The organism is Hyphomicrobium sp. NDB2Meth4, assembly GCF_900117445.1.
Lineage (GTDB): Bacteria > Pseudomonadota > Alphaproteobacteria > Rhizobiales > Hyphomicrobiaceae > Hyphomicrobium_A.
On sequence record NZ_FPEJ01000015.1, the window covers coordinates 1 to 16,146 of the forward strand.

Sequence of the window (16,146 nt, forward strand, 5' to 3'; positions counted from 1 at the left end):
CGCCGGCCACGCCCTCCGCTTGCTTCGCTACGCTCCGCAGCTCCGGTCCTGGCCGGCGCCATCACCACACTCAGACGGGGTCAACATTGCACGCCGATAAGGGGTCAAAGTTCGACGCCGATTGACACTCCAGTCCTCTCCGTCGTCTCGCGTGAGAACCAAATCGCGATGTGGTAGAGGCGTAGGCATAGCGTCGCCTTGGATCACGCGTAATCTGCGGGCTGGACCGTAATCGTCCCATAGCCGGCGCAACCATCTTGGGATCTTCATGCCGCCGCCTGGCACTGGAAGACCAGCAACCCAAGTAGCGGTTCGGTCGCGCCCGCTCGCCCTCGTGCCGACGCACGCAGGGATAGTTCGGTGTCGGACAAGCGAAACGGCTCGTCAAGAAATGTTAGCGAGGCGCTTGGGCACGCGTCGGACGTAATACCAATAGCCGTCGCGCTTGATCGGGGTGGCTGGTTTAAGTTCGGCTGTCATTGGGAACCTCACTGATCTGTGAGGGGTAGGGCAGTGCGGATGTTTACGTCTATGTTTACGTCGTAGGCACTCGTTGGTACTCTTAGCTGCGCCTACGGTCTGTTAGGTGCTGGAATAACAATGACTTAGGGAGAAACGTGTTGACCTAACCAAAGGTCGAGGCGGTGCGGCTGGTACGCGAGCGGGGCGTCTCGGTGGCGCAGGCGTCGCGTGATCTCGACGTGCATGAGAACGTACGGCGCAAGTGGATGAAGCAGGTCGATGACGATCCGCGCCAGGCCTTTCCCGGCCATGGGGTCATGAAGCCCGAGCAGGCCGAGATCGAACGGTTGCGGCGCGAAGTGCAGAAGCGCAAAGCCGAGCCCGACATTCTAAAAAGAGCCGCGACCTACTTCGCCAAGGACCAGACGTGATGTTCATGTTCATAGCGAAGCACCGGGGGATCTGGCCGGTGGCGTTGATCTGCGAGGCGCTCGGTGTCTCGCGTTCGGGTTTCTACGCCTGGCTGACGCGAGCTCCGAGCCACCGCGCCAAGCGGCACGAAGCGCTCGCGGTCGCGATCATGAAGAGTTTTCTCGACAGCGACCGGACCTATGGCGCGCGACTCGTCTGGCACGATCTCCTCGAAGCCGGTATCGCCTGCGGGCTTCACGTCGTCGAGCGGCTGATGCAGCACAATGCCCTGCGGGCACGGGCGAGACGGCGGCGCTTGCCCAGTGACACTAGCGTGCGGCCGGAGGCCGAGCTGGCCGCAAACGTGCTCGACCGGCAGTTCGAGGCCCATGCGCCGAACCGGAAATGGGTGGCCGACTTCACCTACATCTGGGCGGCGGAAGGTTGGCTCTATGTGGCGGTCGTGCTCGATCTTTACTCGCGCCGGGTTGTCGGCTGGTCGATGAGCGCGAACACGACCGCCGAACTCGTCACCGATGCGCTGATGATGGCGGTCTGGCGTCGGGGCCGTCCGCGCGAGCTGCTGCACCACTCTGATCGCGACAGCCCGTACACGAGCGAGCAATGCCAGCGGCTGATGGCCGAGCACGGCATCCAATGCTCGCTGTCGCGCGCTAGAAACGTGTGGGACAACGCGGCCATGGAGAGCTCCTTCTCGACACTCAAGACCGAGCGGACGGTGGGGAAGGTCTACCGGTCGAGGGATGCCGCACGTGCAGATGTGTTCGACTACGTCGAGAGGTTCTACAATCCGCGACGTCGGCACTCGACGCTCGGCTATCTGAGCCCGATTGCGTACCAGGAACGGATGCGATTAGCTTAACTCAGTGTCCACGGAACCGGGGGCAGCTCATGACGCCAAATGAGGTCGGAAAGTTAGAAACCTTAATATTCGGACACCTTGGTGTTGCCACTCCCTTGGGCAGATAGGGGAAGACTATTTCGGGCGTCAGGGCAACCTCCGAGTGTGGCCCGACCGCTTCGGTTGCTCACGTCTATCAAAAAATGACTGTCACAGCTGCGAAATTTTTTCTTCTTAAACAGGGCGGCTGGCAAGGGCCGCGTATACCGAACTTACAAACTGCGGACCATGTCCGTGACGCGTGCGCAATTTGGAATGACAATGCCAACCAACGTTGTTCACATGAATTCTGGTGATCTTATCGGCAGGCGCTTCAACGGATACGATTTGAAGCCATATCTGGAGAAGAACGGCGTCAACACCACGCAGCTGGTGTACTGGAACAAGCAATCAGATGCCGATTTTGTTTCTCGCGCGTTTGATTATCCATACAGTCGTTTGCTCACTCGCATTCTGACGAAGATTGAAGCCAGGCACTCATTGCATGCGCGCCTGCATATGCATTCTTGGACGCTACCGTATCACCGCAAGGTTCGCGAAGCGGACCTCATACACTTGCACATCATCCACGATGGCTATTTCAGCCTTTCGGCTCTCCCCTATATCACGCACCGAAAACCTACTGTCTGGACATGGCACGATCCATGGCCAACGACCGGACATTGCATTTACCCATTGGATTGCACCCGCTGGAAGACTGGCTGCGGTGCATGCCCAAAACTCAGTATTCCTTTTGCGATGCTCAAAGACCGTACAGCGGAACAATTCGCCTGGAAGAAGCGCGTCTACAAAAAGACAAAGGCGGAAATCGTGGTTGCTTCGCAATGGATGCTCGATATGGCGAGAAGTTCGCCACTCGCCGCAAACTTCAACTTCACCGTTATCCCGTTCGGAGTTGATTTGGAGCGATATAAGCCGGGTGACCGGCTGGCAGCTCGTGCTCGCCTGGGTGTTTTTCCTGGTCGTCCCGTGGTGTTCCTCAGGGCATCATCTACGCCGTTCAAGGGCTTGCCGGAGTTCCTCAACGCCGTCGAACGGCTCGATCCTGATCTCCAACTTTGCATCATCTCGCTGCAGGAAACTGGCCATTTCGATCGCTTTATTGGCAGGCATCAAATCATAGAGTTTGGCTGGACAAATGATGAGGACTTGTTGCTCGACGCTTATGCGGCCTGTGATTTCTTCGCCATGCCTTCGCGCGCCGAGGCCTTCGGTTTGATGGCAATCGAGGCGATGGCGTGTGGCCGGCCGGTGCTCTCTTTCGATGGTACTTCGCTGCCGGGCATCACATTCGCGCCAACCGCTGGCGTATCGGTGCCGAACGGCAACAACGAGGCGCTATCTCTTGCAATGCAAAGGCTTCTCCGAAACCCTGTGGATTGCGAAGAACGCGGCCGCCTGTCACGTATGCTGGCGGAGCGCTATTACGATATTCGCGACCAAGCGCGCCTCACCGCCGATCTTTACCGGCGGATTCTCGGGAAAGACATGGTATAGCGTATGTCACCTCGTCCTGAGGCTGAGCTTATGAAGATCCTACTGCTTTCGGATATCCCACCCTGCAACAACTTGACCGCGGGGCTCGTGCTCTCCGCCATGGTACGGTTCCTTCCTCGGGATTCCGTGTGCTGCTTCGCGGTAGCCAATCCGATGCTTGATATCCATATGTCGCCGGAATTCGCCAATATCCCGATGCGTTTCCACGCGAAACCTAACGAAAACTGGTCATGGTTGCCGCAACGTCGATTGGTGCGAAGGCTCTCTTCCGCGATTTGCTTCGCTGGCGAGATGTTTACGGAGAAAAGCACAGTTCGATCGCTCACGAGGAAGGCCATCGCCTTCGGCCGTGAGCAGAAGGTTGATCGAGTCTGGGCTGTGCTGCAGGGGCAGACGACGATCCGCATGGCAAGGGCCGTGGCCGATGGGCTCGGGGTGCCGCTTCATACCCAGGTCTGGGACCCATTCAGCTGGTGGGCGAAGGCCAATTGTCTTGATGGTTTGACGACACACCGTGTGCAACAGCTGTTTGACGAGGCGATCCGACACAGCGCCTCGGTCGCTACCGCTTCGGAACCGATGGCGGAGCTTTATCGCGAACGCTTCCATGTGTCGGCTGAGCCGGTCATATCAAGCCATTCTAGAAGCATGGCGCAGAAACCGGAGGTGCAATCGGGCGTTGGCACTCCGATTCTTATCGGCATGGCCGGGCAGTTCTATGCAGCTACGGAATGGCTCGAACTGGTCAAAGCGCTCGAAAAGGCAAACTGGACGATTGGCAGCCGACCGGCACGCGTTGTCGTAATGGGTCCACAGCGCCCGCCGGGCGCTCAGAAGTCGCATGTCACCTTCCTTGGTTGGAAGTCGCAGTCGGATGCTGCGTTCATCCTCTCCCTCTGCGATATCCTTTATTGTCCTTATCCCTTCGACCCTTCCATGAAGGAAGTGTCTCAGTTCAGCTTTCCAAGCAAGCTGGTGCTCTACCTTGCCGCCGGGCGTCCAATCGTCTTCCATGGCCCGGCCTACTCATCCCCTGCACGCTACATCAAGGCAAAAGGTTGTGGGCTCATTGCCGAACGGTTGGTGGCGACGGCAATCTTCAACGAAATGGAGCGGCTGACGCTCGACCCGGTCGCGTATGCGGATTTGGCCGCCAATGCGCAGGCAGCGTTCCGCGACGATTTTACGCTGGAAGCGATGAAGCGGTCGTTCAATGCCTTCATCGGCGGCGACGTATCTCCCCACAACGAGGACGCGGTTATCCATAGTCACACAAAGGACGAGGGAACCGCGGTCACGCCGTCGTGGCAGCACTCGTCTATGCAACGGAATCGTTCCTTAGCTTGGGCGGCGTGGCGCTGCGCCCATGCGCTGCGCGATCGCCTGATCTACACGGAGCGTCAACTGAAGCGGATAGCTCGCGACCTCGCGCTCAAGATTCCGCGGATTCGCAGCCTCTATCACGAGATCCATAGCCTCTATGCCGAACGAGAGTCGGCGACACACAGCAACCATAGGTTGGCAGAGGAGAATCTGTACCTACGGGCGATTGTCACCGACCGCACGTTCATGCTTGACACAGTTTCAACACAGTCGAGCGTCGAACTCGCCACAGCAGGAGTGCCAGACACAATATTGAATAGATTCCGGCACGAGAAGCCACTGGTACTAACGAGCGCGGAGGATGGAAACCTTTTCACTTACGGCCGCTCTCCTGCACTGAGCCACACACAGGCCTCGACGGTGGGGTATGTCAGTGTCCCTAGTTTCTTTGCGCAGCCAATCGAAAACTCGGATAGCTGGCAGATGGTCAAACATGCTCTATCCAAGGAAGCAGTCGGACAACTGCTTCGTATTGTCTTGCAGAACGGCTACGGGCGGATGGTCGTGAGCGACGATCGCGACCGGTTGGCGCTTGCCACCGCGGTCGCCGATCTAGCCTCAGTCCGCACCGCCTATGTGGCGAGTAGGATTGATTGCCTCGACAACGTTGCCTGGGCCTCGGATAAGAAAAGTGTCGATGTGGTCGTGCCACCAATAGCTCCCGACAGCATGCAACTGGACAGCGCATCTTCGAACACTTAACGAAAAGCCCAACTTCGAATGGCGCATAGCCCGACAAATGGTTGATGGATTGCCTTGAGTACTGATCGCATGAACCGAAGGCTCTGCGCGATGCACGCATTGGGTGGGATATGGCATCAAAGGAGCTTGCTTCTGCAGCTGTGGAAGCGTGATTTCGCAGCGCGCTACAAGAGCGGCATACTTGGCATCACCTGGGCCTTCATCAACCCGCTGCTGATGCTCGCTCTCTATTCCTTCGTCTTTGTCATTGTCTTCAAGATGCGGTGGGGATCTGGTCCAGACGTGCAGGGAAATTTCGTAATACTGCTTTTCACTGGCCTGATCGTGCATGGCTTCTTCGCGGAATTCATCACCCGCGCGCCGATCCTGGTTTCGGCCAATGTCTCCTATGTAAAGAAGGTGGTCTTTCCGCTCGAGTTGTTGCCGCTAGTGCCGCTTCTTGGTGCTGCAATCAATTTCATGGTGGGCATCGTGCTCGTCTTGGCACTCCTCTTCTACCTGCAGGGGGCCGTTCCGACGACGATATTCCTGTTGCCAGCCATCGTGCTGCCCTACGCACTTCTCGTGCTCGGCGTCAGTTACTTTCTCAGCGCGACGGGTGTCTTCGTTCGCGATCTCACCCATTTGGTCGGTATCGTCTCGACGGTGGCGATGTTCGCATCGCCCATACTCTTCCCGATGGAAAACGTGCCGCCGGCCTACCGGCCCATTCTTTACGCCAATCCGCTGACGGTCATCGTCGAGCAACTGCGGGATATCGCCGTGCTCGGAATCGTTCCCGACTGGCGGGTGACTGCTGCCTATTCGCTCGTGGCACTCATCGTTTTCTTGCTGGGTTTCGGCTGGTTCCAGGCAACCCGCAAAGGATTTGCCGATGTGCTCTGAAACGGTGATGGAGGCCAACGACGTCAGCAAGGTCTACCTGCTTTATGGGAGGCCGGAAGATTGGCTGAAGCAGATGCTGGTGCCGAAAATCAAGCGTCTTCTGGCGCCGGTCCTCGGTCGGCTGTTGCCCGCCATGTTGCGGGACGAGCCGCGCTATCGCGAGTTCTGGGCGTTGAAGGACGTCACAGTGAAACTGAAGCCGCGCGAGACCCTCGGTATCATCGGCCAGAACGGCTCGGGCAAATCGACGCTTCTGCAGATCATCTGCGGCACGCTGACGCCGTCAGTAGGGGCGGCGAGAAGCGAGGGCCGCGTTGCCGCGCTGCTGGAACTTGGCGCCGGCTTCAATTCGGATTTCACAGGCCGCGAGAACGTATACCTCAACGCCGCGATCTACGGGCTCAGCACGGCCGAGATCGACGAGCGCATCCAGGCAATCATTGATTTCGCCGAGATCGGCGAGCATATCGACCAGCCGGTGAAGACCTATTCGAGCGGCATGTTCGTGCGCCTCGCCTTCAGCGTGATCGCCAATATCGACGCGGATATACTCGTGATCGACGAGGCTCTCGCCGTCGGCGACGCGTACTTCCAGCAGAAGTGCATGCGCTTCTTACGCAAGTTCCAAGAGCATGGGTCGATCTTCTTCGTTAGCCACGATATCGGGGCGATGATGAGCTTCTGCGACAGGGTCGTTTGGCTGCATCATGGCCGTGTTCGTGCGGAGGGCAAGCCGAAAGAGGTCTGCGAGGAATATCTCGCCTATATCTACCAGAAACATTCTGGTGTCGACCCGGAAGCAACGACCGCGTTGAAAGCAGAATCAGCGGCCAATGAATCAACTGCAGAGATAGCCACCGCAGCGGCGCCTGACATCGATGTTGCTCAAATATCCGCGCCCGAAAATGGGCGTGGTTTTGGTGACAGGGCCGCAGAGATCGTAGGTTGCAATCTATACGGTGAGAAAGGGCCCGTCCTGCATACCATTTCAGGAGGTGAACTCGCTCGCCTGGTAATAAACTTTCGCGCCAACACTGCCATCAGGTCGGTGATCGCCGGCTTTATAGTGAAAGACCGGCTTGGGCAGTTTATATTCGGCGACAATACATTTGAAAATGCGGCGTCAAAACCCGTTGATCTGGAGATGGGGGCACATGGAACAGCGTGCTTCCGTTTCACAATGCCTACGTTGGCGCCAGGCACATATTCAATTGTCCTCTCCGTCGCAAGCGGGACGCTAACTGAGCATGTTCAGCACCACTGGCTTCATGAAGCCATTATCTTCAATTCGCACGCAGACATAAACACCGGCGTCATGCTTAAAGTACCGGTATCATCAGAGATCACGACGACGTGTCGGCAACGATAGATGCGCCATCACCAAAGAGCACAGAGAATGCCAATAAAAACAAAGTCGTTCTATGATGATGTGCAGTCCTTCTTGGATGCGGCAGATCTTGCCGTTGAAGCGACTGATGTCGCTCTGGACTTGGGTTGCGGCGTCGTGCCCATGAACTATTTCAGACCGAAGCTGCACATACTGGTAGAGCCGTGGGATGAATACTCAAACATCCTGCGACAGCGCCATGGCGACGACAAAAGTGTTCTGATTATCAAACTCGGCGCGTTGGAGGCACTTGCTGCCCTTCACGATAATTCGGTCGACAGCATCTTTCTGCTCGACGTAATCGAACATCTAGAAAAAGACGTTGGCCTTAAAGTCATCGCTGAGATCGAGCGCGTCGCCTCCCGGCAAGCCGTAGTTTTCACCCCATTAGGTTTCATGCCGCAACACATGGAATCTGGCGAGCCAGATGCCTGGGGTCTTTCGGGTGGTGTGATGCAAGAACACAAGTCGGGATGGCTGCCTGACGACTTCGCTGCAGGGTGGGAATTTCATATCTGCGAGACTTACCACAGTAAGAATTTTCGCGGGGAGCCGCTTGAAAAAGCCTATGGCGCATTTTTTGCCATTCGCAATTTTGAGCAGTCTCAGTTTGTCCCCTCTTCGACTATTTCCGACATAAGGCGTCCACTACCTTCAGAGATTGCCTTGCAGAAGCTGCAGGTCAGCATGTCCGAGTTGAAAGAACAGAACCAGCGCTTAAAAGATCAGTTGTCGGAGGTCGATGCAATCCGTGGCACTTTCCTTTTCCGTGCCGTTAGCACGATCATGAGAACCGTCCGCCCATAGCTGCTTTCGGGGGTATTCGTGAGTACGTCGGTCACCACCATGGTTCGTGACGCAAGTCACCGTGGCGGCGGGATCGTCAATGTCGCACGCCCGCTGCACGATGTGATGACCGAACTCGGCACCAACACGCATTTCGTCAGTGGCAACCAGCCGGAAACAGTGGCTGCGAACCAGCATGTCGTCGGCATGGGGGGCGCGGGCCTGATCGATCTCCCCACTAATGCGATCGGCAGTGTCGTCCATATCCATGGCATCTGGACGGCCTTCGAATACCGTGCCTTCCGCACGGCAAGAGAACGGAAGGCGCGGATCGTCATCAGCCCGCACGGGGCGCTGGAGCCATGGGCCTTGCGCCACAAGAGAATTAAGAAGCAGATCGCCTGGCGCCTTTACCAGAAAAGCATGATGCAGCGGGCAGACCTGCTGATCGTCAACTCCTTGCAGGAACGGGCCAGTCTGCGGCAACTCGGCCTGACGGGACCTATAGCCACCATCGCAAACGGGGTTTCGATCGAGGGCTTGTCTCAGTATGCAACGCCGAAGGAGCGTACCGTCCTGTTCTTCTCCCGATTGGACCCAAAGAAAGGAGTTCCCGACCTGATCGACGCGTGGGCACGCCTCGGCAATCGCAAGGGCTACACGCTCCATATCCAGGGGCATGGCGAAGACGCCTACGTCCGGAGTCTTGCCGAACGCATAAGGCAGCACGGGCTCGGCGAGCATATCCGCATCCTGCCGCCAGTATTCGGGCAGAATCGCTGGACGGCCTATCAAACCGCTTCGATCTTCGTCCTGCCAAGCTACAGCGAGAATTTCGGCATCACGGTCGCAGAAGCCCTCATGGCCGGATTGCCTGTTATCACAACGGCTTCTACCCCTTGGGGTGACCTGCCCTCCGAGGGGCTAGGCTGGATCGTTGGCAATGACATCGGGCAATTGACCAACGCCCTGCAAACAGCGATCGACCTGACGGAGGCCCAGCTAACCGAGGTGCGCGGGAAGGCCATTGCCTATGCGCAGGCGCGATTTCGCTGGGATGCCATCGCGGAGGTCTATCTCAAGACATATGCATTTCTTCTCGGACCATCCACCAGCACGCCGCCCTGGATCGACGTGGTCCGGGGCTAGATTATGAAGATCCTAGTCGTCTCGCAGTATTTCTGGCCTGAGTCCTTCGTCATCAACGATCTGGTGCGGGCCTTGTCGCGCGCCGGTCATCAGGTCACCGTCGCGACCGGGAAACCGAACTATCCGACGGGCAGCTTCGCGCCGGGCTATACAGCCAAGGGCGTGCTGCATGAGCAATTCGGTGCCGGAGTCGACGTCATCCGCGTTCCGATACGGCCACGCGGCAAGGGCGACGCGTTGGCGCTCTGCCTGAACTACCTCTCCTTCGCGGCGTCCGCGACGTTTAGGCTGCCCCGACTGCTGCGCGGACGCGACTTCGATGTGATCCTGTTCTTCGGCGTTTCGCCTTTGACGGCGGCCATCCCTGCAGTCGTGGTGTCCTGGCTGAAGAAGGCGCATCTGGTGCTCTGGATCCAGGATCTCTGGCCGGAAAGCCTGTCGGCAACGGGTTTCGTGAAGAACCGGCTCGTGCTCTACGCCGTCGGGCTGATGGTTCGGCTAATCTATCGCGCGGCCGATACGATCCTGCTGCAGTCAGAAGCCTTCTTTGAACCGGTCTCAGCCTATGCGGACAGACGCAAGCTCGACTATTTCCCCAACCTGGCGCCCGATCTGACCGAGGAGGAGATCCCGCCGCCACCAGATGTCTTGGTGCATTTAGAAAACTGCTTCCCCATCGTCTTTGCCGGCAATCTCGGGCGTGCCCAGGCGCTGCCAACTGTCATTGAGGCTGCACGGCTGCTGAAGGATCACCCGGAGATCCGCATCATCGTGGTCGGCACAGGCAGTGAGGCTTCAACGCTGTCACGGGGCATGGCGGAACTGGAACTGACGAATATCAAGCTGACTGGGTTACTGGATCGGGCGATGATGCCTGCCATCTTCCGCCGCGCGGCCGCACTGATGGTCACGTTGAACGACCATTCGTCGCTGGCCGCGGTCATCCCGAGCAAGGTGCAGGCCTATATGCAGGCAGGCCGACCGATCATCGGCGCGCTCAATGGCGAGGGCGCGCGCATCATCACTAGCGCCGGTGCAGGGTTAGTCGTGCCGGCGGAGGACGGAGCAGGGCTGGCACAGTCGATCTTGACGTTGTATTCGATGCCAGCCAGTAGACGGGAAGCGATCGGCACGGCCGGCCGGCGCTACTTCGAAGCGCATTTCGACCCGGATCATTCCGCAGGCCGGCTGATGGAAATTATCGAGGCCAGAATGGGAATTCGCAAGTGACGACGACCAAGACGCTGATACTTGGGGCGAGCGGCATGTTGGGCAGTACCGTGTTTCGCGCCTTCCACGGGTGGCCGCAGCATGAGGTGTTGGCGACAATTCGTAGCGCCACCTCACTGAAGCATTTTTCCGACGAGCAACAGCAATCGCTGCTGACCAATATTGACGTCCTGGACAGCGACAGCCTCATCGAGGTGCTCGGTAGCTTCAAGCCTGACGTGATCATCAACTGCGTGGGTCTCATCAAGCAATTGTCCGCATCGAAAGACCCACTGGTCGCGCTGCCGCTCAACGCACTCTTCCCGCACAAATTGGCCCGCCTTGCAAACCTTGCCGGCATTCGCCTCATCCACCTCAGCACCGATTGCGTATTTTCCGGCAAGACCGGAAACTACACGGAAGAAAGCGCAGCCGATGCCACGGACCTCTACGGCGTGTCCAAATATCTCGGCGAAATAGTCGACTATCCCATGGCCGTCACGCTGCGAACCTCGATCATCGGCCGCGAGCTATGCTCGTCTCACTCGCTGGTGGACTGGTTCCTATCACAGAAAGTCCAGACCCTGGGCTATGAGAAGGCAATCTTCTCTGGACTGCCGACATGCGAGCTTGCGGCGGTCATCCGCGACGTGGTGATTCCGAGGAAAGACTTGAAGGGGCTCTATCATGTATCGGCACGGCCAATCTCTAAATACGATCTTCTGCAGCTGATCGCCGCCGAGTACGGCAAGGATATACAGATCGTTCCCGATGACCAGGTCGTGATCGACCGATCTTTGAACTCGACCAAATTCAGTACGGCAACCGGTTATGTTGCCCCCGAATGGCCGGAACTAATCAGGCGGATGCATAACGCCGATTCTCGCGGAGACAACTAATATGTTTGACGGCAAGACGCTGCTGATTACTGGCGGTACGGGCTCCTTTGGCAACGCCGTGCTTCAGCGTTTCCTGGACACAGGCGTGCGAGAAATTCGGGTCTTCAGCCGCGACGAGAAGAAGCAGGAGGACATGCGCATCGCCTTAAATAACGAGAAACTCAAGTTTTTCATAGGCGACGTACGGAACTACGACAGTGTGCGCGACGCCATGACCGGCGTCGACTACATCTTCCATGCCGCGGCGCTGAAGCAAGTTCCTTCCTGCGAGTTTTACCCAATCGAAGCGATGCGCACCAATGTGCTCGGCACGGAAAATGTCATTTCCGCTGCCGCCGAAAAATTGGTCAAGCGCGTAGTTTTCCTCAGCACCGATAAGGCAGTCTATCCGATTAACGCCATGGGTATATCCAAGGCCCTGGCGGAAAAGGTTCTGGTCGCCAAGTCTCGCATGCTGAATGGCGTCACAACCCTCTGCGCCACCCGCTATGGGAACGTCATAGCGTCCCGCGGTTCGGTGATCCCTCTCTTCATCAGCCAGATCAAGGCTGGCCTACCATTGACTGTCACCGATCCGCACATGACGCGGTTCTTGATGTCTCTGGAGGATTCGGTGGATTTGGTCATACACGCCTATGAGCATGGTTCGCAGGGCGACCTTTTCGTGCAGAAGGCGCCAGCCTCCACGCTCGAGGATCTGGCCTTGGCACTAAAAGACCTCTTCAATGCCAGCAACCCGATCAAGATCATCGGCACTCGCCATGGCGAGAAACTCTACGAGACGCTGGTCGCACGTGAGGAGATGGCCAAAGCGGACGATCTCGGTCGCTACTACCGCATCCCGGCAGACAATCGCGACCTCAACTACAACAAGTATTTCGTCGAGGGCGAGCCGAAGATCTCCGATATCGACGACTATACTTCTCACAACACGGATCGGCTCGACGTCGACGGTGTCAAGAAGCTCCTGCTTTCGCTCGACTACATCCAGGACGAGCTCCGTGCTTGACATGTGCTCGGCGGCCGACACTCCAAAGAGATAAGATCACAATGCTGAAAGTCATGACCTTGGTGGGTACGCGACCGGAACTCATCAAGATGAGCAGAGTCATCGCTGAATTCGACAAGCATGTAGATCACGTCCTCGTGCATTCCGGTCAGAATTACGACTACGAACTAAATCAGGTTTTCTTTGACGACCTTGAGATACGCAAGCCGGACTATTTCCTCGGTGCTGCCGGTGAAACGGCAGCTCGTACCATTTCCGAGGTAATCGCCGCGTCCGACGAGGTATTCGAGAACGAAAAACCCGATGCGCTATTGCTTTATGGCGATACTAACACTTGTCTCGCCGTCATTCCCGCCAAGCGCCGCAAAATTCCCGTCTTCCACATGGAGGCGGGCAATCGCTGCTTTGACCAGCGCGTTCCGGAAGAACTGAACCGGAAGGTTATTGACCATCTGAGCGACATCAATTTGGTGCTGACCGAACATGCGCGGCGCTATCTGATCGCTGAGGGCATCCGCCCGGAAACGATCATCAAAAGCGGTTCTCACATGCAGGAAGTGCTTGATTTTTATCGACCGAAGATCGCTGCATCAGACGTCCTGTCGCGCATGGGATTAGAGAAGGGCAAGTTTTTCATAGTAAGCATCCACCGCGAGGAAAACGTCGATACGCCTGACAATCTGCGTGACCTGTTGCAGACGCTGCGTGACCTTGCCGAACGTTACGGCTTTCCCGTCCTAATCTCGACGCATCCACGTACCCGCAAGCGGCTCGATGCACTGGGCGAACCAATCGACCATCCACTGCTGCAGTTCCAGAAACCTTTCGGTTTCATAGACTATGTTCACCTGCAGATGTCGGCCTTTTGCGTACTCTCCGACAGCGGTACCATCACTGAGGAGGCATCGCTGCTGAACCTTCCCGCTATCACGCTTCGCAATGCCCACGAACGTCCCGAGGGCATGGATGTCGGAACGCTGGTTATGAGCGGGCTGCGCAGCGAGCGGGTTCTGGAAGCGGTGGAAGTGGTTACTAACCAGCATGCTTTGGCCGAAAAGGTTCGCGTCGTGAGTGATTATGAGGCTGGATCAGTTTCCAAACAGGTGCTGCGCGTAGTCCTCAGCTACGTCGATTACGTCAACCGGACAGTCTGGCACAAGGACTAGGCCTCCCGCCAATGGCGCTGCAGAGTAAAATGGCCACCGTTGAGAGTTCGGGGGTGGAACGCGGCGCCGTCGCACGGACTCGAATGGCTTCGCTCGATGTCGTTCGAGCGTTCGCCATCTTTCTCGTCGTCATGCTGCATTCCGCCTCGCCGGTTATGTACCAGATCACCTCAACTCCTGAAGTCGTCTGGAACATGCATAATCTCATTGACTCGGCTGCACGCATTTGCGTGCCGCTGTTCTTCATGGTGAGCGGCTACCTGCTTCTAGCGCCGACACCGACCAACGATACCGAACCCTTCCGCGATGTACGCAAAAGACTCCCAAAGCTGCTCGTGCCGCTGATCACTTGGGGGGTTATCTATCGGCTGGAGATTGCCTATGTGAACGGCCGTTGGCCGACGTTGAACGACGTTTTTTTTGCGCTGCGCGACATGACCCAAGGCGCACTGGTATACCATCTCTGGTTCCTCTACGGACTTGCGGCGATCTACTTACTGCTACCGCTTCTTCGGCGCCTTTTTAAGGATACGGACCGCCCGGCCATCTATTTCTTCGGCCTCTGGCTTGTTCTGTTGACCGGCCGTTTTCTGTCCGCCCTGACCGGTTGGGGCTTTCCCCTCGCAACCTATCTAAACTTCGCCAGCGCCGGCTATCTCGTCGCCGGCCATCTCGTTCGCCGCTACTCGCCCTCGCCCTCGCCCTCGCTGGCAGCAATTGCGTTCGCCGCCTACGTATTTATGGTCGTCGTCACCACTTGGATGACCGGCCTATACAGTAAGGGGGCTGGCACCTATATCGAGATATTCCACGTGTACGCCACGCCGAATGTTGTTATAATGTCAGTGTCGGCTTTTCTGGTTCTGCTTTATGCCGCCAACAAATTGGAACTGAGCAGTCCGACGTTGATGCGCTTCTTCGCAGGCATATCTGCTTGCAGCTTCGGCATTTACCTTGTGCACGTGCTTTTTCTCGAGTTCGTTTCTTACAACATCCTCGGTCGCCCCGCCACGTCGGCTGTGGACGCAATGTTTGGAATCAGCATGACTGCCATCAGTACCCTTGCAACATGCTTCGTTGCGACATGGCTTTTGCGCCTCACTCCTTTCACTCGTTGGCTTGCACCTTGACCACAGAATATATCGATGCGGCATGCTTGAGAACGCGTTCGCCCGCATTCGGCGCTCGCCAACCGGACACCGGAGGAACTGGTGGGTTCCTGAGACCGCCTTCATGCCGATGCGCGTACTTCGCGGTACTCCGGCAGGTAGCGCCCGGCCTGCCGCATGAGCCACACGGGCGGGGGCCATACGGCCTCGCCTTCGAGCACCGAGGTACTGGGCCTGAACTCCCCGATCCTCGCTGGCTTCGATTGGGGAGGTAATGCATCGTGCGTGGCGGCGGCGTTATGGCCGGAACGAATCGGCGGCTCGTCTCCTACGCCGGCTACGACATCATCGACGTGAGCGCGCACCGGCATCCGGTTTCGCCATCGCTTGAGCGCGTCTTCTGGTACCAGCATCTCTTTCAGACCGGACGTGGACGCGAATGCCTGGCTGAACATCGGCGCGAACTGTGCCGGTTGCTGTGGAGCGAGTGGTCACCCGCCTGGGACTTCGATGAGGCGACGTTCGAACGATCGGCAGTGTCCTTCGACAATCCTGACTTTGTTGACGTCGTGGTCCACGCCTACCGCCACGTCTTCGGCCTCGAGGCCGGCGACCCCCTACTGCAACCTCTTGAGGACCGCCTAGCGCAGAAGCCTGCGATAATTGTGCCGGCGGTGACGATCGACGGTGCTACAGACCCACTCAAACCCGGTGGGACGGAGGATCATGCGGGTCTCTTCATGGGGAAGCATGAGCATCGGGTCGTCGCTGCGGGGCATAACCTACCGCAAGAGAAACCTGAGCAGTTCGCCGAGGCGATCGTCAAGGTGCAGGGCTGGCTGTGACTTTGCTAGAGCTGACTGGCAGGATGACAAACCTAATGCTCACATCCCGCTAGCGTAATGCGAAAGTATCGCGGCGGAATGCGCGTCCGCTTTCCCGACGCCTGTATGTTGTAGGCAACGACCGGTCTACCTCTCGAAGCAGACCTGGGGTTGCCCTCATCGCTTGAGCCAACGCAGTCGTGCGCCGACTTCCGCTGATGATGCTGTGGACGGCATCCATCAGCCGGCCCGAGCGACCAGTATGGTTATCGGGCTAGAGATGGAGGAAGTCAGATGGTGCAGCCAGTCACGGTCGGCCTCGATATCGCTAAGAACGTGTTTCACG

Annotated in this window: 13 protein-coding genes and 1 pseudogene; 13 read left to right on the forward strand and 1 reads right to left on the reverse strand. The window is 57.5% G+C overall.

The features are described from left to right. The first annotated feature begins 644 nt into the window (after positions 1–644). The 12 genes from NDB2M4_RS19655 (at position 645) to NDB2M4_RS19710 (ending at position 14,997) form a co-directional block, all read left to right on the forward strand. Positions 645–1,756, forward strand: a protein-coding gene (locus tag NDB2M4_RS19655) for an IS3 family transposase (RefSeq protein WP_139247411.1) whose coding sequence is annotated in 2 segments (ribosomal slippage) — positions 645–861 and positions 861–1,756 — 1,113 coding nt in all. Because the reading frame shifts where the segments join, the coding sequence is not laid out codon by codon here. A gap of 300 nt (positions 1,757–2,056) precedes the next feature. Further along, positions 2,057–3,292: a glycosyltransferase family 4 protein gene (locus NDB2M4_RS19660; RefSeq protein ID WP_072378405.1), complete on the forward strand. Its 1,236-nt coding sequence runs from the start codon at positions 2,057–2,059 to the stop codon at positions 3,290–3,292. Positions 3,293–3,322: 30 nt separating this feature from the next. Next, a complete protein-coding gene (locus NDB2M4_RS19665; protein WP_072378391.1) occupies positions 3,323–5,377 on the forward strand; it encodes a glycosyltransferase family protein in 2,055 nt (684 codons plus the stop codon). A gap of 126 nt (positions 5,378–5,503) precedes the next feature. Beyond that, positions 5,504–6,262, forward strand: a complete 759-nt coding sequence (locus NDB2M4_RS19670; RefSeq protein WP_210186574.1) for an ABC transporter permease — start codon at positions 5,504–5,506, stop codon at positions 6,260–6,262. Then, complete coding sequence (locus tag NDB2M4_RS19675; RefSeq protein ID WP_072378395.1) at positions 6,252–7,631, forward strand: ABC transporter ATP-binding protein; 1,380 nt, start codon at positions 6,252–6,254, stop codon at positions 7,629–7,631. Before NDB2M4_RS19670 ends, NDB2M4_RS19675 begins: the two co-directional genes overlap by 11 nt. Before the next feature lie 27 nt (positions 7,632–7,658). Continuing rightward, on the forward strand, positions 7,659–8,456 hold the full coding sequence (locus NDB2M4_RS19680) for a methyltransferase domain-containing protein (RefSeq protein WP_072378397.1): 798 nt from the start codon (positions 7,659–7,661) through the stop codon (positions 8,454–8,456). Between the two features lie 18 nt (positions 8,457–8,474). Next, on the forward strand, positions 8,475–9,584 hold the full coding sequence (locus tag NDB2M4_RS19685; protein ID WP_139247413.1) for a glycosyltransferase: 1,110 nt from the start codon (positions 8,475–8,477) through the stop codon (positions 9,582–9,584). A 3-nt stretch (positions 9,585–9,587) separates the two neighbouring features. After that, the gene (locus NDB2M4_RS19690; RefSeq protein ID WP_072378399.1) at positions 9,588–10,814 is read left to right on the forward strand and encodes a glycosyltransferase family 4 protein; all 1,227 of its coding nucleotides are present in this window, start codon (positions 9,588–9,590) and stop codon (positions 10,812–10,814) included. Then, entirely contained in the window at positions 10,811–11,692 is an 882-nt protein-coding gene (locus NDB2M4_RS19695) for a dTDP-4-dehydrorhamnose reductase family protein (protein ID WP_244536246.1), read from the forward strand. The genes NDB2M4_RS19690 and NDB2M4_RS19695 overlap by 4 nt, the downstream gene beginning before the upstream one ends. Position 11,693: 1 nt before the next feature. Further along, entirely contained in the window at positions 11,694–12,701 is a 1,008-nt protein-coding gene (locus NDB2M4_RS19700; protein WP_072378400.1) for a polysaccharide biosynthesis protein, read from the forward strand. Between the two features lie 41 nt (positions 12,702–12,742). Next, entirely contained in the window at positions 12,743–13,867 is a 1,125-nt protein-coding gene (gene wecB, locus NDB2M4_RS19705; RefSeq protein ID WP_072378401.1) for a non-hydrolyzing UDP-N-acetylglucosamine 2-epimerase, read from the forward strand. A gap of 29 nt (positions 13,868–13,896) precedes the next feature. Beyond that, positions 13,897–14,997, forward strand: a complete 1,101-nt coding sequence (locus NDB2M4_RS19710; RefSeq protein ID WP_171988156.1) for an acyltransferase — start codon at positions 13,897–13,899, stop codon at positions 14,995–14,997. Between the two features lie 104 nt (positions 14,998–15,101). Here the strand turns inward: NDB2M4_RS19710 and NDB2M4_RS20555 are convergent. Next, positions 15,102–15,224: pseudogene (locus NDB2M4_RS20555) on the reverse strand (uroporphyrinogen decarboxylase family protein); the annotation flags it as partial. A gap of 51 nt (positions 15,225–15,275) precedes the next feature. On the opposite strand from NDB2M4_RS20555, the gene NDB2M4_RS19720 reads away from it, so the two are divergent. Then, a complete protein-coding gene (locus tag NDB2M4_RS19720) occupies positions 15,276–15,821 on the forward strand; it encodes an alpha/beta hydrolase (RefSeq protein ID WP_171988155.1) in 546 nt (181 codons plus the stop codon). Positions 15,822–16,146: the final 325 nt, after the last annotated feature.

Bases quoted from the DNA above. Each gene is read 5' to 3' on its own strand.
- NDB2M4_RS19660 (WP_072378405.1), top strand. From the start codon at position 2,057: ATGCCAACCAACGTTGTTCACATGAATTCTGGTGATCTTATCGGCAGG.
- NDB2M4_RS19665 (WP_072378391.1), top strand. From the start codon at position 3,323: ATGAAGATCCTACTGCTTTCGGATATCCCACCCTGCAACAACTTGACC.
- NDB2M4_RS19675 (WP_072378395.1), top strand. From the start codon at position 6,252: ATGTGCTCTGAAACGGTGATGGAGGCCAACGACGTCAGCAAGGTCTAC.
- NDB2M4_RS19680 (WP_072378397.1), top strand. From the start codon at position 7,659: ATGCCAATAAAAACAAAGTCGTTCTATGATGATGTGCAGTCCTTCTTG.
- NDB2M4_RS19690 (WP_072378399.1), top strand. From the start codon at position 9,588: ATGAAGATCCTAGTCGTCTCGCAGTATTTCTGGCCTGAGTCCTTCGTC.
- NDB2M4_RS19700 (WP_072378400.1), top strand. From the start codon at position 11,694: ATGTTTGACGGCAAGACGCTGCTGATTACTGGCGGTACGGGCTCCTTT.
- wecB (WP_072378401.1), top strand. From the start codon at position 12,743: ATGCTGAAAGTCATGACCTTGGTGGGTACGCGACCGGAACTCATCAAG.
- NDB2M4_RS19710 (WP_171988156.1), top strand. From the start codon at position 13,897: ATGGCCACCGTTGAGAGTTCGGGGGTGGAACGCGGCGCCGTCGCACGG.
- NDB2M4_RS19720 (WP_171988155.1), top strand. From the start codon at position 15,276: ATGGCCGGAACGAATCGGCGGCTCGTCTCCTACGCCGGCTACGACATC.